Below are 19,270 nucleotides of genomic sequence, written 5' to 3' on the forward strand. Positions count from 1 at the left end.
GATCATGTCCGTCCCCGACCGCGCCGGCGTCCGCGGCATCCTCGCCCCGGTGGCCCGCCTCGACCGCTGGTTGTACGTCGTCTTCCTCGCGGTGCTCGCAACGTGCGTGCTGCGCTACCTCGAACGCCACGGGCTCGGCCCCGAGGGCGTTCTCGTGCTGGCGGGCGCGGTCCTCCTCGCGGCGACGTTCTCGCTCCGCCCGCTGCTGCCGGCCCGCGCACCGTGGCCCGCCCTCTGGGTGGTCGCCGTCACCGTGCTGTGGGCCCTGCTCACCCTTGCCGCGCCGTCGTTCGCCTGGTGCGCCGCGCCGCTGGCGTTCGCAGTGCTGCAGGTGCTCCCGTTCCGCGCCGCCGTCTGGGTGGTCGTGCTGATGACGGCCGTCGTCACGGCAGCCGAGCTGCGCCTCGCCGACGGATTCGACCCCACCGTCATCGTCGGGCCGATCGGCATCGCCGTCGTGGCCGTCGTCGTCTACCGCGCGCTGCAGCGCGAGGCCTCGGCTCGGCAACGCCTGCTCGACGAGCTCACCGACGCCCAGGCCGACCTGCTCTCGGCGCAGCATCGCGCAGGCGCGCTCGCCGAGCGCAATCGGATGTCGCGGGAGATCCACGACTCGATCGGGCAGCGCTTCGCCAGCATCACCCTCCTGCTCGCGGCGACCGAGCAGGACTGGGAGCGCCGGCCCGCGCTCGCCCATGATCACGTGCGCGTCGCCGCCACGACCGCTCGCGACGGCCTCGACGAGGTGCGCCGCGTGGTGCACGCCTTGCCCCCGGTGGAGCTCGCCGACGACACGGCCGACGCGCTGCCGATCGCCCTGCGGCAGCTGATCGACGAGATCCGCGCGCCGCTCCAGGCGCGGCTGCACGTGCACGGCGAGCCCGCGCCGCTGCCGACGGATGTCGCGGGGGCGCTGCTCCGCTCCGCCCGCGGCGCGCTCGCCAACGTCGTCGAGCACTCCGGTGCGCGTCACGTGGCGGTGAGCCTCACGTTCCAGCCCGACGAGGTGCGCCTCGACGTGCGCGACGACGGGTCGGGATTCACGCCCGACGAGGTGCGCGCACCGGCCGACCGCGGCCACGGGATCGCCGGCATCCGCGACCGTGCCGAAGGTCTCGGCGGCCGCGCCTCGGTGGAGAGCGCACCCGGTGAGGGCACGACACTGTCGATCGCATTGCCCCTGGACGCGGTCCGATGACCGTCCGCGTCGTCCTCGTCGACGACCACCCCGTGGTGCGGGCCGGGCTCAGCGCGCTGATCGGCGGCACCGACGACCTCGAGGTCGTGGGCGAGGCGAGCGACCTCGCCAGTGCCTGCGCCGTGGTGTCCCAGCGGCATCCCGACGTCGTGCTCATGGACCTGAACCTCGGCGAAGGCGCGGGCGGCGCCGAGGTGACGGCCGAGCTCCGCGCGCTCGACCGACCGCCCCGGGTGCTGGTGCTCACCACCTACGACACCGAGGCCGACATCCTGCGTGCCCTCGACGCCGGAGCGAGCGGCTACCTGCTGAAGGATGCCCCCGCCGAGGAGCTGTTCGGCGGGATCCGCGCCACCGCTCGGGGTGAGACGGTGCTCGCGGCATCCGTCGCCGCCACGCTCGTGCGGCGCACCGCCTCACCCGAGCCGACCATCACGGAACGCGAGGTCGAGGTGCTGGAGCTGCTCGCCGGCGGACTCGGCAACAAGGAGATGGCCCGCGAACTGCTCGTGTCGGAGGCGACCGTCAAGTCGCACCTCTCGCACATCTACACGAAGCTCGGGGTCGACACCCGCGCAGGGGCGGTCGCGGCTGCGATCGAACGGCGCATCATCCGGCGCAGCTGAGGCGTGCGCTCGTTGCCGGCGACTCGTCTCGTCGCGGAAGCGGGCCGCACCGTTCACCGAGTCGACCGGTGGATCAGTCGGTTCAGCTGGTGGACGCACCATCGATCGGCGGTACCGTGAGCGCAAGCCTCCTGAGTATCTCGTCCACCTCGCCCTCAGGGGCGCCGGCTGCGTCGACGACGAGGCCGTGCTCGCCCGGCTGGAGTGGCTCGAGCGTTTCGAGCTGCGAGTCGAGCAATGAAGCTGGCATGTAGTGGCCGGTTCTCCTGGCGAGTCGGTCGGCGATGACGCCGCGGCCGCCCGCGAGGTGGACGAAGATCACCTCTGGCCGGGCGAGCCGCTCGCGATACGCGGCCTTCAGCGCCGAGCATGTGATGACGCCGGGCAGGCCGGCGTGGCGGCGGCCGTCGATCCATTCGGCGATCCGGTCGAGCCAGGGCCCACGATCCTCATCGGTGAGTGGCTCGCCGCGCGCCATCTTGTCGATGTTGGCCCGGGGATGCAGCTCGTCGCCCTCCTGCCGGTCCCATCTCAGCCGGTCGGCGAGCAGGTTCGCCACCGTGGTCTTGCCGCTCCCGGAGACGCCCATGATCACCAGGATCGGCGGTGCCTCGGGAGCGGATCGGGCTCGGGCTGCGTCCGGTCGCGACCGCGTTGCCATCTTCATCCCCTCACCGTCAGCCGACGAACGGGCTGATCGCGAGCACGCCCGCCAGGCCGACGATCGAGATGATGCACTCCATCACGGTCCACGACTTGAGGGTCTGGCCGATCGTGAGCCCGAAGTACTCCTTGATGAGCCAGAAGCCGGCGTCGTTGACGTGCGAGAGGAACACCGAACCGGATCCGATCGCCAGCACGAGCAACGATGCGGCGCCGGTCGACATGTCGAGGTCGGCGACCAGAGGCTGCAGGATGCCGGCGGCGGTGATCGTGGCGACCGTCGCGGAGCCGGTGGCGACGCGGATGAGCACGGCCACGAGCCAGGCGAGGAAGAGCACGACCGCGAGCGAGCCGCCGAAGCCGGAGATCGCTTCGGCGATCACGGCGCCGATCGTCGAATCGACGAGCACCTGCTTGAAGCCGCCGCCGGCACCGACGATGAGCAGGATTCCGGCGATGGGCGGCAGCGCGGAGCCCACGGAGTCCGCGACCTGCCTCAGACCCATCCGGCCGCCGCGCCCGAGCACGAACATGCCGACGATGACGGCGATGAGCAGCGCGATCACGGGCTTGCCGAGGAAGTCCACGACCACGGCCCACACGTCGGTGCTCGCCGGTGCGACGATATCGGCGATCGAGGCGACGAGCATGAGCACGACCGGAAGCAGGATGCTGAACAGCGCCGCGCCGAACGAGGGGCGCGGCTTGTGCTCGACGTCCTCGCCGCGGTCCTCTGCGGTCACGTACAGCGCCGGCACGGGCACCTTGACCCAGCGTGCCGCCAGTCGCGAGAACACGGGGCCGGCGATGATCACCGTCGGGATCGCCACGATGAAGCCGAACAGCAAGGTCGTGCCGAGGTCGGCCTGGACGAGGTCGATCGCGGCCAGTGGGCCAGGGTGCGGGGGCACGAGCCCGTGCATGGCCGAGAGGCCCGCGAGGGTTGGGATCGCGATCCGCATCAGCGGAAGGCCCGAACGGCGGGCGACGAGGATGATGACGGGCACGAGCAGGACGAGCCCGACCTCGAAGAACATCGGCAAGCCGATCAGGGCACCCACGAACGCCATCACCCACGGCAAGGACTGCACGCTCGAGCGCGCGATGAGCGTGTCGACGATCCGGTCCGCACCTCCGGAGTCGGCGAGGAGCTTGCCGAAGATCGCGCCGAGCGCGACCAGCACGCCGACACCGGCCATGGTGTTGCCGAAGCCCGTCGAGAAGCTCGTGATGGTCTGGGTGGCGCTCATTCCCGCGGCGAGGCCCGTGACCAGGCCGCCGATCATGAGCGAGATGAAGGGGTGCAGCTTCAGCCAGGTGATGAGCACCACGATCACGGTGATCCCGATGAGCGCGGCGACGATCAGCTGCCATTCGGGTGCGGTGGTGGTCGGGGGCAACGGTTCGGTCGCCCGGAGCAACAGGGTGCGGACGTCGTCGATGGTCGAGTGCATGGCCATGAGCTTCCTCGGTCTGGCGGATTGGGTTGGAGGGACGTTAGCAATATGTCGTACTTATTGCAAGCCGAAGCCGAAGATGTCTGGCGAAACCGTGTCATCTTCCCCGATAATCGAAGGCATGGATGCCTCCCTGAGCAGTTCGTCCGCGCTGCATGAGCAAGTGCTCGAATCGCTCGGCGCCGACATCGTCGCGGGGCGACTGCCGCCCGGCACGCGTGTCCTCACGGCCGATGTGGCCGAGCGCTTCGGCGCCTCACGCGCTGCCTTGCGCGAGGTCGTGCGGGTGCTCGAGTCGATGGGCCTGGTCGAGGTCCGTCGTCGGGCCGGCGTCGAGATCCTGCCACCGGCGCGCTGGAACCCGTACGCCACACGACTCATCCGCTGGCGCCTCGCGGGCGCCGATCGCATCGGCGTGCTGCATCAGCTCAGTCAGTTGCGGTCCGTGGTGGAACCGCTCGCGGCGCGCCTGGCCGCGTCGGCCGCGACCTCGGAGCAACGCGCCGCACTCGTCGGTGCCGTCATGGGCATGGTCGAGCACGCGCGCCACGCCGACGAAGGGACGTACCTCGAGCACGACATCGCCTTCCATGCAGCGGTGCTCGACGCGTCGTGCAACCCGTTCCTGGCTGCACTGGGCGAGGTGATCGGCGAGGTGCTCCGGGGGCGGACGCAACATGCCCTCATGCCGGCTGAAGCGAATCCGGTCGCATTGCGCCTCCACCAGGACGTGGCGTCCTACATCGCGGAAGGCCGACCTGAGGAAGCCGAGCGCGCGATGGCCGCCATCGTCGCCGAAGCGGACGAAGCCGTGCAGCAGCTGCGACCGTCTTCGGCGTCAGTCGAAGCCACGCATGCGCTGAACTCGCCCGTGAACACAGGCGAGGCACCGAGGACGCTTCGCTGAGGACGGCGGGGTGGGAACCCTACCTCCCACCCCGCCGCGGCCTCCAGGGGAGGCCTCTCCCGCCGAGCGACCCGAACTGAGCTCGGCGAGCAGGACCCGAGGGATCATCCTTGGGAGGACGGGCCAAGGTCGTCGACGCGCGACGATCAGTCGGGTTCGGGACCGACTCGGGTTTGCTCGAATCGTAATCGCGGCATCCGGTACCCGCACCGCCCCGAATGAGGGACATTCGGTTTTCGCGCGCCGTGCGCGCACGCGCGTGATGGCGCGGAAGCGGGCGACCGCTAGGCGGTCGGCCAGTCGACGGATGCCTCGTAACCGGGGTGCTCGCGGAGGTACGCGGCGATGAAGGGGCAGCGTGGCACGATGCGCTCGCCGCGTGCCACGGCGTCGTCGAGTGCGAACTTCGCGAGTCGCGTGCCGAGGCCCTGGCCACCGAACTCGGGGCGCACGACCGTGTGCGTGAAGACGATGCCGTCGGGGGTGGTGCGGAACTCCGCGAAGCCGGCGAGCTCGTCACCGAGGGTGACCTCGTAGCGACGGGTCGCGTCGTTGCGTTCGATGGTGATGGTGTCGTTCATGCGTCCTCCTGCTCAGGACAACGCGGCACGGGCCATGCGGAATTCCTGCGCACGACCGATTCGGGTGTCGGGCGGCTCGTCGGCTCGCTTCGCGTTGCGGCGCAGCGCGCGGTGCACGTCGTGCGACGCGGCGGCTCGGGCCGGTGCGCGCGGAGTCCGGCCCCGCGCCCTCGGGGACGTATGGTCCTGGGTGACGCGGGTGCGCGGGCGATCGGCCGTGACGGCACCGGCGTGCAGGGCCGCCCCGGCACGGATGCGTCCGACGTGACGCCGCGGCTCGACGACGGGGTCGGGCGCGGCGTGCGTGATCGCGACGAGGGCGATGAGCCAGGCGAACACGAGCGTGAACGCGACGATCTCGAAGACCGTGAGGTTGAAGACGCCCATGCCGTCGTAGGCGACCATGGCGACGACCTCCACCGCGATCGACCCGTACGACGCGATCACCATGGAGCGCGGGAGGCGGCGCGCCCAGACCTGGACGCCCAGGCAGAGCACGGCGAACGAGGCCGCCGCACCGCACGCGGCGAGGTTGTGGAGGTCGGTCGCGCCGTCGATCGGCACCAGGCCGACGCCCATGAGGCTCAGGCCGATCAGCACGATGAGCACGCGCATCGCCGTGAGGCCGCCACGCCGCACCCCGTACCTCGGGTCGGAGACGGCGCGGGTGAGTCCGGCCGACATCGCCGCCATGCCGGCACCCGACACGACGATCGCGATGTTGAAGCACGCCGCGGCGAAGTCGTCCGAGGTGCCGAGCGTGCTGAAGTTGTGCGTCCACCACTCGCCCGTCGGCGTGAGGCTCATGCTCGCGAGGCTGCCGGCCGCGAGCAGCATGGCGACGAGGTTGAAGGTGCGGTACGCCTCGTGGTCGATCGCGTGGCGGTGCAGGCGGAACGTCCCATAGCCGAGCGCCGACCCGAGCGCGACGGCCGCTACCACGTTCCCGCCCGGGAAGACCTCGAACGCCTCGCGGGTGAAGTGCACGCCGAGCAGCGCGATGGCGCCCCAGGTCATGCCGTTGGCGCGGGCCCGGGCGTCGGGGCCGAGGCCGGGCAGTCCGAGCCGCCGCAGCGCGGTCACGCCGCCTCGAGAAGCGGATGCCACGACGAGCGCGGCGCCCACGACGGCCCCCGCGGCGAGTGACGGCAGCCCCCACATGAAGCCGATCGGCGCGAGTCCGGCGGCGACTCCGTCGTCGGCCGCCCCGCTCGTGAAACTCGACGAGAACTCGTGGAACGCGATGATGGCCACCGCGAGCGCGATGAGCGCGGCATACGCCCGCCGCATGATCGCGGCAGCCCGCATCGGGTCGAACCGCTGCGAGTCGGGACGCCGGAGCCCGGCACCGCTCGCGGGTCCACTGAACGGCCGACCGTGCCCCTCACGGCCGACGCTGCCCGGGCGGACCTTGCGCCGCTGTCGCCGATCCCCCCGGTTCGACGACGCCGGGAAGCTCCCAGCCCGCGCACCCCTCATATCCGAACTCTCGATCACGGGAATCAGATGTGTGCCGAGCATAACGGCGGCCGACGACACCGGCCATCGGCGTTACACCACGCACCTATCGATCTTCGGCTGATTCCCAGCCTGCCCGGCGTGTCCGACGGTGTGCACCCCCCGTTCGGGGCATCCCTCGCCATTCGGGGCGTCACGGCGCACGATGCTCCAGGAACGACGAAAGCGGCCCGCAATCGCGAACCGCCTTCTCCACCGCGCGCCCGGAGGGACTCGAACCCCCAACCTTCTGATCCGTAGTCAGATGCTCTATCCATTGAGCTACGGGCGCATGGGACGTCGCCCGCGCGTCATCGGCGATCAGGCAACCACGTAACTCTAACCCACGCGCTCCGTTCACGCCAATCGAGCCGGGCGGGCTCGGCCGCGGCATCCGCTCGTCGGTCAGTGGTCGGCGTGATCGGGCCGGAGCGCGTCGAGCGCGGCCAGCTGGCGACGGTTCGCCACCTGCCGGTACGACGTCTCGATGAGCTCGGCGAGCAGCTCCCAGTCGGTGTCGGGCGCGTCGAGGTCGGCGCCGACCCAGTGGTCGCGGCTGTAGTAGGGCACGCCGGAGAAGCGCCCGTCCTGGAGCAGCGCGAGGTGCTCCTCGGGGTCGGTCTTCACGACGATCGACAGCGGCCGCTCCGACGTCGCGGCGACGTGCACGAAGATCGGCTTCGCGGCGCGGAACGTCGGCCGTCCCCACGCCTCGACCTCGACGGCCTCCGGCAGCGCGAGGCAGATCCGCCGCACCCGCTCGACGAGCGGATGCCCCGGGTCGACCACGCGCGGATGCTCCACGGCGCCAGCCTACGGGCGAGGCCGGCGCGGCGGCATCCGTCGCCGGGTCGTGGCACGGATGCCGCGGGCCGCCGCCGCGGCATCCGTCACCGTCACGCTCACCCCTTGACCGCGCCCCCGAGCCCGGCGCTGCGGAGGAACAACCGCTGGAACATCAGGAACAGCAGCACGGGGATCAGCGTCGAGATGGCGAGCGCGGCGAGGAACACGTCGAGCTCGGTCTGCGACTGCACCGCCGGGAGGCGGACCGACAGCGGCTGCACCGCCGGGTCGGGCAGCACGAGCAGCGGCCAGAGGAAGTCCTTCCACGCCGAGATCACCGCGAACACCGACACGACGCCGAGCACGGGCTTCGACATCGGCAGCACGATCGACCAGAACACCCGGAACGGGCCGGCGCCGTCGGTCTTCGCGGCCTCGAACACCTCCCGCGGGAGGCTGTCGAAGAAGCGCTTCACGAGCAGGATGTTGAAGGCGTTCGCCGCAGCGGGCAGCCACACCGCCCAGTAGGTGTTGAGCAGCGACACGTCGATGAGCGGCGGGTGCAGCACCGTGAGGTAGAGCGGCACGAGCAGCACCACCGCGGGGATGAACAGGGTCGCGAGCACGAGCGCGTTGAGGATCGGCGCGTACCTCGGGCGCAGCACCGACAGCGCGTAACCGGCTGTGGTGGCGATGAGCAGCTGGAAGAACCAGGAGCCCGCCGCGACCCAGATCGTGTTGAGGAAGTACTGGTCGATGTGGATGTCGTTCCACGCCGTCTCGAGGTTCGCCCAGTCGATGCCGTTCGGCCAGAGCGCGAACGGCTGGCTCAGCGTGTCCTGGGTGGGCGTGACCGCGGCCTTGGCGAGCCAGAGCAGCGGGCCGAGTCCGGCCACGACGAGACCGACGAAGAGGAACAGGTGCACGAGGCTGAGCGACCCGCGCACGCTGCCGCGGCGACGGTCGAACGCCGAGAGGACGCCGCGGTCGCCGAACTCGTAGGTCGCGTCCGTCCGGCGGCGCCGGAGGAACCACCGCGAGCCGCGGCGCCCGGTCCGACCGGCTCGGCCGGAGTCCTCGGCGGCGTCGGCCTCGGCGCCGTCGGGCCGCTCGAGGAGGGGCTGGACGGGTGCGCTGGTCAATTCGTGCTCCAACGTTCGGTGAGCTTGAAGTACAGCCAGCTCAGGAGTCCCAGGAAGATCGCGAGCATCAGGCTGAGCGCGGTGGCCTCGCCGTAGTCGCCGCCGAGGCTGTTCTGGAAGGCGTAGCGGTAGATGAGGAGGAGGATCGTCAGGGTCGCGTTGTTCGGACCGCCCCCGGTGAAGAGGAACGGCTCGAGGAACACCTGCGACGTCGCGATGACCTGCAGGATCAGCATGATGAAGAGCACGCCGCGCAGCTGCGGCAGCGTCACGTGCCAGAGCTTGCGCCAGATGCCGGCGCCATCGACCTCCGCCGCGTCGTACAGCTCGGGCGGCACCGAGATGAGCGCCGCGAGGTAGATGATGATCGACCCGCCGGCCGCCGCCCACGTCGCCTCGATGACGAGCGAGGGCATCGCGGTCGCCGCGGACTGCAGCCACGGCTGCGGCGGGATGCCGAACCACCCGAGGATCGTGTTGAACACCCCGTCGGGGCTCGCGTTGTAGAAGACCTTCCACAGGAGCACCGCGACCACCGGCGGGATGACGACCGGCAGGTACGCGAGCGCGCTGTAGAGGCCCTTGCCCCGGCGCACCTCGCTCATCATGACCGCGAGGATGAGCGGCAGCGGGAACCCGAGGATGAGCGCCAGCACCGCGAAGTACAGCGTGTTCACGATCGCGACCCCGAGGTTCGGATCGCTCAGCACGTTCACGAAGTTGTCGATGCCGACCCACTCGGGCGTCGTCACGAGGTTGGTGCGCTGGAAGCTCATGACGACCGACTGCACGATCGGCGACCAGCTGAACACCCCGAACACGATGAGCATCGGGGCCAGGAAGGCGAGGTTCCAGAGGCCGCCGCCGCGGATCCAGGTCTGCAGGTTGCGCCTGCGGGCCGGGCGAGCGGATGCCGCGGGCGGCGCGTCCCCGTCGGGCGCGGGCCGCGCGGCCGCGGGCTTGGCGGTGAGGGTCATCGGTGATCCTTTCGGGACCGGTGGTCGAGTAGCGCCCGCCGAAGGCGGACGCGTATCGAGACCTGGGGAGGCGTCTCGATACGCGTCGCGCTCCGCGCGGCGCTCCTCGACGACCGGAATGGGGAGGCGTCTCGAGACGCGTCGCGCTCCGCGCGGCGCTCCTCGACGACCGGAACGGCCTACTCGTCGAGCAGCGCCTGCGCGTCGACGTCGATCTGCCCGAGGAGCGCGTCGATGTCGGCGTTCTGCTCGGTCAGCACCGCCTGCACCAGGTTGTCCATCAGGGCGTAGATCGGCTGCGTCTGGCCCTTGAACTCGCCGACCGGGGTCTGGTCGAAGATCCCGTCGATGAATCCGGTCATCTGGTCCTGCGGCACGTTGACGTAGGGCGCGATCCACTCCTGCTGCTGGTCGTAGGTCTCGCGGTCGAGCACCGGCAGCACCGGCGTGCCGACCGCCTGGTCGGACGCGGCGAGCGCCTTGGCGTCGGCGACCGCGGCATCCTCGTCCAGGAGCTTCTGCATGTAGTACCAGTCGATCCACTCGACGGCCGCGGCCTTGGTCTCGTCGTCGAGCGTCGGCGGCATCACGGCGATGTCGCCGCCGCCGAGCACGCCGCCGCCGTCCTCCGTCGGGATGACGGTGAGGCCGTACTGGGCGGGCTCCATGCCGAAGTCGCGCACGAGTGCCGTGTAGACGTCGGAGCCCGACGTGTACATGCCGATGTTGCCCGCGGCGAACTCCTGGTTGATGCTGCCCCAGTCGAGGTCGAAGTTCGCGCCCATCGAGTTGTCCTCCCAGCGGAGGTCGTGGAGGAACTCGAGCGTGGCCTTCGTCGCGTCGTTGTCGATCGTCGACGTGTAGGTGCCGTCGCCGTTGTCCTCCTGGAGCTGGGCGCCACGCGAGTCGGCCTGCACCGACAGCTGCCAGCCGCCCGTGTTGCCGGTCGCCATCGTCGCGTACCCGGCCTTGCCGGTCTTCTCGGCGATGGTCTTCGCGGCCTCGCGGACCTCGTCCCACGTCGCCGGCGGCTGGTCGGGGTCGAGGCCGGCCTGCTCGAACAGGTCGCGGTTGTAGTGCAGGCCGTTCGCGTACGCCTGGCGCGGGAAGCCGTAGATCCGGCCGTCGGCGTCGGTGACCTCCGAGATGATGATCGGGTTGAACTTGTCGGCGTAGCCGAGCTCCTCCAGCTCGTCGGTCACGTCCTTGAGCTGGTCGTTCTCGAGGAGCGTCTTCGAGTCGGTGAACGGCACCGTGAAGACGTCGGGCAGGCTGCCGCCGGCGAGCTGCGCGGCGAAGGTCGGGGCGGTCCACTCGTACTCGAGGCCGACGATGTCGATGTCGGGGTGCAGTTCCTCGAACTGCTGCTCCTGCTCGGCGAAGGCGTCGTATGCGGCCTGGTCGGCCCCGGGCGGGAACGTGGCGACGCGCAGCTCGAGCTTCCCGTCGTCGGCGGCGCCCTGGCTGCACGCGGAGAGCGCGCCCACCATCGCGACGGCGGCGATGCCCGCGATCGCGATGCTGCGTGGTGACTTCATTGTCCGGTCCTTTCGGTGCTGTGTTGAGGTGTGGTGTGGGACTGCCGCGGCGTGGTGCGGGCCGCGGCCTCGACGGTCAGGCGGTTCGGTGGAGCCAGGCCGTGGAGTCGGGTGGCAGCAGCCCGCCGACGAGCGGGGTGCTTGCGAGGAGGATGCGGTCATGGTCGGGCAGGGCCATCGGCTCGCTGCCGAGATTCGTGACGTTCACCATGTCGTCGCCGCGTCGGAAGACGAGCGCCGTGGGCGCGCTCGGGAGCCAGGTCAGGGCGCCGTCGCCGAGCGAGGCCTCGCGCTTGCGGATGCGCAGCGCCTGCCGGTAGAGCCAGAGCATCGAACCCGGGTCGGCCTCCTGCGCCTGCACGGTGAGGGCGGCCCACTCGGTCGGTTGGGGCAGCCACGGTGCGGCGACCCGGCCGTCGCCCACGGATGCCGCAGCCGGGCTGAACCCGAAGGGCGGCTCGGTGCCCCGCCAGGGCAGCGGCACGCGGCATCCGTCGCGGCCAGGGTCGACGCCGCCCGAGCGGAAGTGCATCGGGTCCTCGAGCACGTCGCGCGGCAGTTCGACCTCGGGCAGGCCGAGTTCGTCGCCCTGGTAGAGGTAGAGCGAGCCGGGCAGCGCCGCGGTGAGCAGCGCGGCGGCACGGGCGCGGCGACGGCCGAGCTCGAGGTCGGTCGGGGTGCCGAACCGCTTCCGTGCGAACGCGAAGCCGGAGTCCTCGCGCCCGTACCTCGTGACCGGCCGGGTGACGTCGTGGTTCGAGAGCACCCAGGTGCTGGGCGCACCGACGGGCGCGTGGGCGTCGAGCATGAGGTCGATCGAGGCGCGCAGCTCCGCGGCATCCCACGGCCGGGCCATGAAGTCGAAGTTGAACGCCGTGTGCATCTCGTCGGGGCGCAGGTAGGCCGCGAACCGGGCGGCATCCGGCACCCAGACCTCGCCGACGAGCACCCGGGTGCCCTCGTACGAGTCGGCGACGCTCCGCCACGAGCGGTAGACGTCGTGCACCTCGTCGCGGTCCTCCGTGGGATGCTGGCCCGGCGCGACCACCTCGGGCACCTCGGGCAGCGCGGGGTCCTTGATGAGCAAGCCCGCCGAGTCGATGCGCACGCCGGCGACGCCGCGGTCGAACCAGAACCGCAGGATGTCCTCGTGCTCGGCGCGCACGTCGGGGTGGTTCCAGTTGAGGTCGGGCTGCTCGGGCGTGAAGAGGTGCAGGTACCACTCCCCCGGCGTGCCGTCGGGGTTCGTCGTGCGGGTCCACGTGTCGCCCTGGAAGTTCGAGACCCACTTCGTCGGCATCCCGTTGCCGCCCTCGCCCGTGCCGGGGTGGAACCAGAACCGCTCCCGCTCGGGGCTGCCCGGGCCGGCGGTGAGCGCCTGCCGGAACCACGGGTGCTCGCTCGAGACGTGGTTCGGGACGACGTCGATGATGGTGCGGATGCCGAGCTCGAGCGCCTCGCTGATGAGCAGCTCGGCGTCCTCGAGGGTGCCGAAGGTCGGGTGGATGCCGCGGTAGTCCGACACGTCGTAGCCGCCGTCGGCGAGCGGCGACGGGTACCACGGAGTGAACCAGAGCGCGTCGACGCCGAGTTCCTTGAGGTAGCCGAGCCGGCTGCGCACGCCGCGGAGGTCGCCCGTGCCGTCGCCGTCGGAGTCGGCGAAGCTGCGCACGTAGACCTGGTAGATCACGGCGTCACGCCACCACAGCGGGTCCTCCACCAGTGCGGGGGGCACCGTGCCGGGTTCCGTGAGTGGCATGGTCACGCTGTCGTTCTCCTCGGTGCGGGGGCGGGCGGCGCGCCGATTCCCGAGGGGACGACGGCGTCGATACGGGGAAACGTAATGAGAGCAACAGATTGATGCAACTTTTCAACAATCAAGCATCAGCTTGCGGTTGGTTTCGTGAAGTTGCGAGAGCGCCTTGCGCATTTCCGGCACGGACGCGCGCGTCACGTGCCTTTGCAGGAAGATCCGGAGGACACGCCGTGGCGGAACGGGCGGCACGCCGCGTTCGGCGCCGTTCTTCCTGCAGAAGGGAAGGGACGGTCTGCGGGCGAGGGACGTCTGCGGGCGAGGAACGGTCTGCGGGCGAGGAACGGTCTGCGGGCGAGGAACGGTCTGCGGGCGAGGAACGGTCAGCGGGGCGCGGGCGCTGTGGAGGCGCGCACCACGAGCTCGGGCGCGAAGAACACCTCGTCGCCGATCGCGCCCTCGCTCGACATCTGGCGCATGAGCAGCTCGATCACCATGCGGCCCATCGCCTCGATCGGCTGGCGCACGGTCGTGAGCGGCGGCTCCGTGCAGTTCATGAGCGCCGAGTCGTCGTAGCCGATGACCGACACGTCCTCGGGCACGCGCAGGCCGGCGCGACGCACCGCGCGGATCGCGCCGAGCGCCATCGGGTCGCTCGCGCAGATGATGCCCGTGACCCCGGCGGCGAGGAGCTTGGTCGCCGCGGTCTGCCCCGACTCGAGGGAGTACAGCGAGTGCACCACGCGGTCCTCGCCGAGCTCGACGCCGTGCCGCTCGGCCATGCGCAGGGCCGCGGCGTGCTTGCGCCGCGACGGGATGTGGTCGCTCGGCCCGAGCAGGATGCCGATGCGCTCGTGGCCGAGCTGCACCAGGTGCCCGAACGCCTGCTCCATCGACGTCGCGTCGTCGCACGACACCGTCGCGAAGCCGAGGTCGTCGATCGGCGCGTTCACGAGCACCGTGGGGAGCTTCAGCTCGACCAGCCGCGCGTAGTGGTCGTGGTTGACGTCGGCCTGCGAGTAGGCGCCGCCGGCGAAGATCACACCCGACACCTGCTGGTGCAGCAGCAGCTCGACGTAGTCGGACTCCGAGATGCCGCCGGCGGTCTGGATGCACAGGACGGGCGTGTACCCGTTCTGGGCGAGCCCGCCGCCGATCGCCTCGGCGAGCGCGGGGAAGATCGGGTTCTGCAGCTCGGGCATCACGAGGCCGACGAGCCGGGCGCGCTCGCCCCGCAGCTTCGTCGGCCGCTCGTAGCCGAGTACGTCGAGCGCGGTGAGCACGGCCTCGCGCGTCGAGGCCGAGACGCCCGGCTTGCCGTTGAGCACGCGACTCACGGTCGCCTCGCTCACGCCCACCTTGCGCGCGACGTCCGCCAGCCTCCTCGACATGAGCGACATGCTACGGCAGGGAACGCAAGAACTCGACGATCCGTTGCGAGCATCCGCGTCAAGCCCTTGCCGGTACGGCATGCCGGGGCCAGCATCGGGAGCATGCAGGCGTCCGGTCGACCACACGCGGCGCGCGTCGCGGCATCCGGCGCCCTCGTGCTGGCCGTGGTGCTGCTGGCCGGCTGCGCGAGCCCCGACGCGACCTTCGAGGCCGCCGTCGGCCAGGGGGTCGCCGCGATCGAGACCGCCCGGCTCGTGGTCGACCAGGAGCTCGACGGCCGCACCTTCCCCACGACCGCCCTCGCGACGCTCGGCGACGCGCGCCGCGAGCTCGTCGATGCGACCGACCAGGTCGCCGAGACGGATGCCGCGGCGCCCGCCGAGGCCGAGACCCGCACCGAGGTGCTCGACGCCCTCGACGCGGCGCTCGACGCGGTGAACGCCGCCCGCGACGCGCTGGCTTCCGGTGTCGGATCGCTCGAGGCCGTCGTGCCGCAGCTCGACGCCGCCGCCGACGGGCTCACGGCCCTCGAACCGACCGTCGACGCCACCGGAGACGCGGCCGGGAGCGACGGATGAAGAAGATCTTCGCCGTCGCGCTCGGCATCCTCACCGCGATCGGCGGGTTCGTCGACATCGGGGACCTGGTCACCAACGCGGTGGTCGGATCGCGATTCGGGCTCGGGCTCGCATGGGTGGTGCTCGTCGGCGTCGTCGGCATCTGCATCTACGCGCAGATGTCGGGTCGCGTCGCCGCGGTGAGCGGTCGGGCGACCTTCGAGATCATCCGCGAGCGGCTCGGTCCCCGGGCGGGGCTCGCGAACCTCGCGGCATCCTTCCTCATCAACCTGCTCACCGTCACCGCGGAGATCGGCGGCGTCGCCCTCGCGCTCCAGCTGGCCACGAGCGTGGACCCGATGTGGTGGATCCCAGTCGCCGCGTTCGGCGTGTGGATCGTGATCTGGCGGGCGCGGTTCGAGCTGCTGGAGAACGTGACGGGCATGCTGGGGCTCACCCTGATCGTGTTCGCCGTCGCGCTGTTCATGCTGTCGCCCGACTGGGGGCAGCTCGCCGGGCAGGCGCTGCAGCCCGGACCGCCGTCCGACGAGCCGGTCGCGACCTACTGGTTCTACGCGATCGCCCTGTTCGGCGCGGCGATGACGCCCTACGAGGTGTTCTTCTTCTCCTCGGGCGCGATCGAGGAGCGCTGGACGGAGAAGGACCTCGCGAAGTCGCGGCTCAACGTGCTCGTGGGCTTCCCCCTCGGTGGCCTGCTGTCGATCGCGATCGCCGGCTGCGCCGCCGTGGTGCTGCTGCCCCGGGCGATCGACGTGACGAGCCTCAGCCAGGTCGTGCTGCCCGTCGCCGAGGCGGGCGGCAAGCTCGCGCTGGCGTTCGCGATCGTGGGCATCCTCGCCGCGACGTTCGGCGCGGCCCTCGAGACCACGCTCTCGAGCGGGTACACGCTGGCGCAGTACTTCGGCTGGTCGTGGGGCAAGTTCCGCAAGCCCGCGAAGGCCGCGCGCTTCCACCTGGCGATGATCATCGGCCTGCTCATCGCCGTCGGGATCCTCGCCACCGGCGTCGACCCGATCCTCGTGACCGAGTACTCGGTCGTCTTCTCGGCGGTCGCGCTGCCGCTCACGTACCTTCCGATCCTCATCATCGCGAACGACCGCGAGTACATGGGCGACCGCGTGAACGGCCGCGTCATGAACTTCGTCGGCCAGGTCTACCTGGTGATCATCCTGGCCGCGGCGCTCGCGGCCATCCCCCTGCTCATCGTGACGGGAGCCGGCGCATGAACCATGACTCGAAGGCGTTCGAGACGGATGCCGCGCCGCTGCCGGCGGGCCGCGTGCTCGACGCCCACCTGCACGTGCTCGACCGGCAAGTGCTCGACCGGGACGAGGTGCCCGTGACCACGGCCGACGATCTCGAGCTCGACGGGATCGAGCTCGGCGCGCGCATCGAGCCCGGCTCGCCGCCGCCGACCGTGTCGGCGATCCTCACCGGGCCGCAGCTCATGATGCGCCTGTTCGGCGGTCACGCGCCGGCCGCGAGACGGGTGAGCATCCCCTGGCGCCTCGTGGCCGAGGTCGGCACCGTCATCCACCTGGGCGTGGCGGGCGACTCGCTCCAGGCCGGCTGGGCCGAACGCTGGGTGAGCCGCCACATCATCGGGCGCATCCCCGGAGGACGCCATGCTCCTGAGTGACCTGCTCGGATCCGACGCCGTCGAGGCCGGCGGCCGGCGGCTCGGCGCCGTCATCGACGTGCGGCTCGAGATCTCGGGCGCGCCCGGCCAGCTGCTCGCGGCGACGGTCGTCACGGGCGTGCTCGTGAGCCCGCACAGCCGGTTCTCGACGTGGGGGTACGAGCGACGCGACGAGAACGGCCCCAACCTCATCGCCCGGTTCCAGCGCTGGCTGCACCGCGGCACGTTCCTCGTGGCGTGGGACGACGTCGAGCGGGTCGACGAGGGTCGGGTCGTCTTCCGGCGGGGCTACGCGGCGCGCGATGCCATGCTCCCGCGCGCGCCCCGGTCCAGCTGACGCCGTAACCGGGCAGACTGGTGTCGTCAAGGGCTCGCCGCCGGATTCCGCGCGGCGTAGCGTGAAGACGACACGGATGCCGCGAAGCATCCGCGTGCACTGGAAGGAGCAACACCATGGACCAGTCGATCGGTCGGGTCGCCGCACCGACGACGGAGGCGGGCGGACCCGACGCCCCCGAAGCAGCACCCACCACTGACCAACCCGACGCATCCGACCTCCCGCCCGGCGTGCTCGGACGCGTCCGCGACCTCCCGCCGTCGGGTCGCTACGACGACACCGGCATCACCGACCTCGACGAGCTGCAGCGCGCGATGGATCCGCTGGACCCGCGCAAGCCGGGCCGGGAGAACGGCGATCCGCTCGATCCCGACGGACACGTGATCTGACGATCGCTCCTCCCATCGCGTGTCGGATCCTGGCCGTCATGCCCGCTTCGGTCGCGCCCGCATAGCACGAACGATCCGGTGGCGCGCCCCCTCAGGCCCGACGTTTCCCTCGCCGTCGACGGCGACTAGAGTCGCCGCATGGGCAAGCTCATCTACAACTCCTCGACACGCGAGATCGAGATCGACGATCGCACCCTCGCCCATCTGCGCGTCGCCATCCTGAACAAGCTGCGCCGCTCCGAGAGCTTCGCCATGACGTGGGAGCACGGGGTGGAGAACGGCAGCGGGCGCACGACGATGTGGTTGCACGAGTCCATCCCGCTGCAGTTCATCTTCAGCGGGAACCGCGCGCCCAAGCTCAACCGGTTCTGGATCGAGCAGATGCTCCTGTCGGCGAACAGCACCGCGGGCCTGCAGTACGTGCCCGAGCCCGCAGAGGACGACCCGATGGAGGCCGAGTAGCGGCATCCGTCGTCGTCGACTCGACGAGCGGGCGGATGCCGCGACGCTCAGTCGACCGGCTCGATCTGCGTGAGCACGAAGCGCTGCTCGGCCGGCGTGAGCCGGTCGGGTGCGGGCTCGCCCGTGATCGACTCGATCTCCGCAGCCGTCTCGGCATCGATCGGCGCTGTGAGCTCCGCGAGCAGGCGGTGCTTCCCCTCGATGGAGAGGTGCGGCCACCAGCGCTCGATCGCTCCGCGGTCCGTGTCATGCGTGGTGCTCATGACTCCTCCTCGTCCCGATCCCCACTTCCCGTTTAGCAGCACGACCGGGGCGCTGCAAGCCCCTCGAACCGTTCGAGCCGGTCTGCCTACGGTGGCACCCGGGCATCACGACATGCCCGGAACGGAGGAGATCATGAGCACGACCCTGAACGCGTCGGTCGAGGTCGACGTGCCCGTGCGGGTGGCCTACGACCAGTGGACCCAGTTCGAGGCGTTCCCCGAGTTCCTCGGCGGCGTCGAGGAGGTCACGCAGCTCGACGACACGCTGACCCACTGGGTTGCGAAGGTCGGCGGCGTGCGCCGCGAGTTCGACGCCAGGATCGTCGAGCAGGAGCCCGACCGCGTCGTGGCGTGGGCGAGCATCGGCGAGGTGCTCCACCGTGGACGCGTGCGCTTCACGCCCGAGGGCGCCGACCGCACGAAGGTCGACGCCGAGATCGAGTGGGAGCCCGCGGACTTCGTCGAGAAGGTCGGCGCGGCACTGCAGCTCGACGACATGCAGGTGAAGCGCGACCTCAAGCGGTTCAAGGACTTCGTCGAGCACCGCGACGCCCCCACGGGCGGCTGGCGGGGCGAGGTGCACGGCGGCGTGGAGACGTCGCGCGACGACCTCCTGTAGCACGGCACGACGAGGCGCAGCCCAGTGGGCTGCGCCTCGTTCGTCGTCAGGCGGGCTGCGTCTCCGTGCCGGTCTCGACCTCCTGCACGTCGACGCCCACCTGCACCGGCTGGTCGGCCGACGTGGGGATGGGGTCGGTGTCGAGGTGCTCGGGCACGAGCTGGATGCCGCCCGTGCTGTTGGCCGAGCGCATGAGGTCCTCGATCCAACCGCGGCTCAGCTCGGGCGCCTCGGGTTCGTCGAACACGAACCGCAGCGGGATCGACGGATGCAGCCACAGCGTGCTGCGCCCGCGCGGCTGGTCGTCGGTGTGACGCCACGACAGGGTGAAGCTCTCGCCTCGGCGGAGCTTGGTGGTGATGGCGATCTTCAGGTGCGCCAGCGCCCGGTCCTCGATGCCGATGGGGGTGCCTGAATCCCCGTAGTACAGCGTTCCCACGGCAACAGCATACGTCGCCGCCGAGGA

At 70.8% G+C, this 19,270-nt stretch carries 22 protein-coding genes and 1 tRNA gene; 10 read left to right on the plus strand and 13 right to left on the minus strand.

The window, feature by feature from the left end; all coding sequences use genetic code 11:
- Nucleotides 1-4: 4 nt before the first annotated feature.
- Nucleotides 5-1,198, plus strand: a complete 1,194-nt coding sequence (locus tag FYC51_RS06155; protein ID WP_148732740.1) for a sensor histidine kinase — start codon at nt 5-7, stop codon at nt 1,196-1,198.
- A complete protein-coding gene (locus FYC51_RS06160) occupies nt 1,195-1,824 on the plus strand; it encodes a response regulator (RefSeq protein WP_148732741.1) in 630 nt (209 codons plus the stop codon). Before FYC51_RS06155 ends, FYC51_RS06160 begins: the two co-directional genes overlap by 4 nt.
- An 82-nt stretch (nt 1,825-1,906) precedes the next feature.
- Here the strand turns inward: FYC51_RS06160 and FYC51_RS06165 are convergent, their stop codons facing one another.
- Together FYC51_RS06165 and FYC51_RS06170 are read right to left on the minus strand one after the other, a co-directional pair.
- The gene (locus FYC51_RS06165) at nt 1,907-2,413 is read right to left on the minus strand and encodes a gluconokinase (RefSeq protein ID WP_238476236.1); all 507 of its coding nucleotides are present in this window, start codon (nt 2,411-2,413) and stop codon (nt 1,907-1,909) included.
- An 88-nt stretch (nt 2,414-2,501) separates the two neighbouring features.
- Nucleotides 2,502-3,947, minus strand: a complete 1,446-nt coding sequence (locus FYC51_RS06170) for a GntP family permease (RefSeq protein WP_238476237.1) — start codon at nt 3,945-3,947, stop codon at nt 2,502-2,504.
- A gap of 118 nt (nt 3,948-4,065) precedes the next feature.
- Here FYC51_RS06170 and FYC51_RS06175 point away from each other — a divergent pair, with 118 nt between their 5' ends.
- Nucleotides 4,066-4,851: a FadR/GntR family transcriptional regulator gene (locus tag FYC51_RS06175; RefSeq protein WP_148732743.1), complete on the plus strand. Its 786-nt coding sequence runs from the start codon at nt 4,066-4,068 to the stop codon at nt 4,849-4,851.
- A 284-nt stretch (nt 4,852-5,135) separates the two neighbouring features.
- On the opposite strand, the gene FYC51_RS06180 is transcribed toward FYC51_RS06175, so the two are convergent.
- From FYC51_RS06180 to FYC51_RS06220, 9 genes are all read right to left on the minus strand, one after another.
- The gene (locus FYC51_RS06180; RefSeq protein ID WP_148732744.1) at nt 5,136-5,432 is read right to left on the minus strand and encodes a GNAT family N-acetyltransferase; all 297 of its coding nucleotides are present in this window, start codon (nt 5,430-5,432) and stop codon (nt 5,136-5,138) included.
- 12 nt (nt 5,433-5,444) lie between these two features.
- Entirely contained in the window at nt 5,445-6,740 is a 1,296-nt protein-coding gene (locus tag FYC51_RS06185) for a DUF998 domain-containing protein (protein WP_148732745.1), read from the minus strand.
- A 408-nt stretch (nt 6,741-7,148) separates the two neighbouring features.
- A tRNA-Arg gene (locus FYC51_RS06190) sits at nt 7,149-7,221 on the minus strand.
- 113 nt (nt 7,222-7,334) lie between these two features.
- Nucleotides 7,335-7,733 (minus strand): MmcQ/YjbR family DNA-binding protein, encoded by a 399-nt coding sequence (locus FYC51_RS06195; protein WP_148732746.1) that lies wholly within the window; start codon nt 7,731-7,733, stop codon nt 7,335-7,337.
- Nucleotides 7,734-7,831: 98 nt separating this feature from the next.
- Nucleotides 7,832-8,857 carry a carbohydrate ABC transporter permease gene (locus FYC51_RS06200; RefSeq protein WP_148732747.1) on the minus strand — a complete coding sequence of 342 codons (1,026 nt, stop codon included), beginning with the start codon at nt 8,855-8,857 and terminating at the stop codon, nt 7,832-7,834.
- Nucleotides 8,854-9,834 (minus strand): carbohydrate ABC transporter permease, encoded by a 981-nt coding sequence (locus tag FYC51_RS06205; protein WP_187432515.1) that lies wholly within the window; start codon nt 9,832-9,834, stop codon nt 8,854-8,856. Before FYC51_RS06205 ends, FYC51_RS06200 begins: the two co-directional genes overlap by 4 nt.
- 179 nt (nt 9,835-10,013) lie before the next feature.
- Nucleotides 10,014-11,372: an ABC transporter substrate-binding protein gene (locus FYC51_RS06210; protein WP_148732748.1), complete on the minus strand. Its 1,359-nt coding sequence runs from the start codon at nt 11,370-11,372 to the stop codon at nt 10,014-10,016.
- 76 nt (nt 11,373-11,448) lie between these two features.
- Complete coding sequence (locus tag FYC51_RS06215) at nt 11,449-13,131, minus strand: glycoside hydrolase family 13 protein (RefSeq protein ID WP_148734160.1); 1,683 nt, start codon at nt 13,129-13,131, stop codon at nt 11,449-11,451.
- Nucleotides 13,132-13,508: 377 nt separating this feature from the next.
- Entirely contained in the window at nt 13,509-14,516 is a 1,008-nt protein-coding gene (locus FYC51_RS06220; RefSeq protein ID WP_148732749.1) for a LacI family DNA-binding transcriptional regulator, read from the minus strand.
- 102 nt (nt 14,517-14,618) lie between these two features.
- Between FYC51_RS06220 and FYC51_RS06225 the strand changes: the two genes are divergently transcribed.
- From FYC51_RS06225 to FYC51_RS06250, 6 genes are all read left to right on the plus strand, one after another.
- The gene (locus FYC51_RS06225; RefSeq protein ID WP_148732750.1) at nt 14,619-15,095 is read left to right on the plus strand and encodes a hypothetical protein; all 477 of its coding nucleotides are present in this window, start codon (nt 14,619-14,621) and stop codon (nt 15,093-15,095) included.
- A complete protein-coding gene (locus tag FYC51_RS06230) occupies nt 15,092-16,321 on the plus strand; it encodes an Nramp family divalent metal transporter (protein ID WP_148732751.1) in 1,230 nt (409 codons plus the stop codon). Before FYC51_RS06225 ends, FYC51_RS06230 begins: the two co-directional genes overlap by 4 nt.
- Nucleotides 16,318-16,734: a hypothetical protein gene (locus FYC51_RS06235; RefSeq protein WP_148732752.1), complete on the plus strand. Its 417-nt coding sequence runs from the start codon at nt 16,318-16,320 to the stop codon at nt 16,732-16,734. The genes FYC51_RS06230 and FYC51_RS06235 overlap by 4 nt, the downstream gene beginning before the upstream one ends.
- On the plus strand, nt 16,721-17,071 hold the full coding sequence (locus FYC51_RS06240; protein ID WP_148732753.1) for a PRC-barrel domain containing protein: 351 nt from the start codon (nt 16,721-16,723) through the stop codon (nt 17,069-17,071). The genes FYC51_RS06235 and FYC51_RS06240 overlap by 14 nt, the downstream gene beginning before the upstream one ends.
- A 116-nt stretch (nt 17,072-17,187) precedes the next feature.
- Nucleotides 17,188-17,460, plus strand: a complete 273-nt coding sequence (locus tag FYC51_RS06245; RefSeq protein WP_148732754.1) for a hypothetical protein — start codon at nt 17,188-17,190, stop codon at nt 17,458-17,460.
- Nucleotides 17,461-17,598: 138 nt separating this feature from the next.
- Nucleotides 17,599-17,922, plus strand: coding sequence for a DUF7882 family protein (locus FYC51_RS06250; protein WP_148732755.1), 324 nt, complete (start codon nt 17,599-17,601; stop codon nt 17,920-17,922).
- Nucleotides 17,923-17,969: 47 nt separating this feature from the next.
- On the opposite strand, the gene FYC51_RS06255 is transcribed toward FYC51_RS06250, so the two are convergent.
- The gene (locus tag FYC51_RS06255) at nt 17,970-18,185 is read right to left on the minus strand and encodes a hypothetical protein (RefSeq protein WP_148732756.1); all 216 of its coding nucleotides are present in this window, start codon (nt 18,183-18,185) and stop codon (nt 17,970-17,972) included.
- A gap of 133 nt (nt 18,186-18,318) precedes the next feature.
- Here FYC51_RS06255 and FYC51_RS06260 point away from each other — a divergent pair, with 133 nt between their 5' ends.
- Nucleotides 18,319-18,804 (plus strand): SRPBCC family protein, encoded by a 486-nt coding sequence (locus FYC51_RS06260; protein ID WP_148732757.1) that lies wholly within the window; start codon nt 18,319-18,321, stop codon nt 18,802-18,804.
- Between the two features lie 46 nt (nt 18,805-18,850).
- Here FYC51_RS06260 and FYC51_RS06265 read toward each other — a convergent pair whose 3' ends face one another.
- Nucleotides 18,851-19,243: a DUF7882 family protein gene (locus FYC51_RS06265; protein WP_238476238.1), complete on the minus strand. Its 393-nt coding sequence runs from the start codon at nt 19,241-19,243 to the stop codon at nt 18,851-18,853.
- Nucleotides 19,244-19,270 lie beyond the last annotated feature (27 nt).

The organism is Agromyces mariniharenae, from assembly GCF_008122505.1.
GTDB lineage: Bacteria > Actinomycetota > Actinomycetes > Actinomycetales > Microbacteriaceae > Agromyces > Agromyces mariniharenae.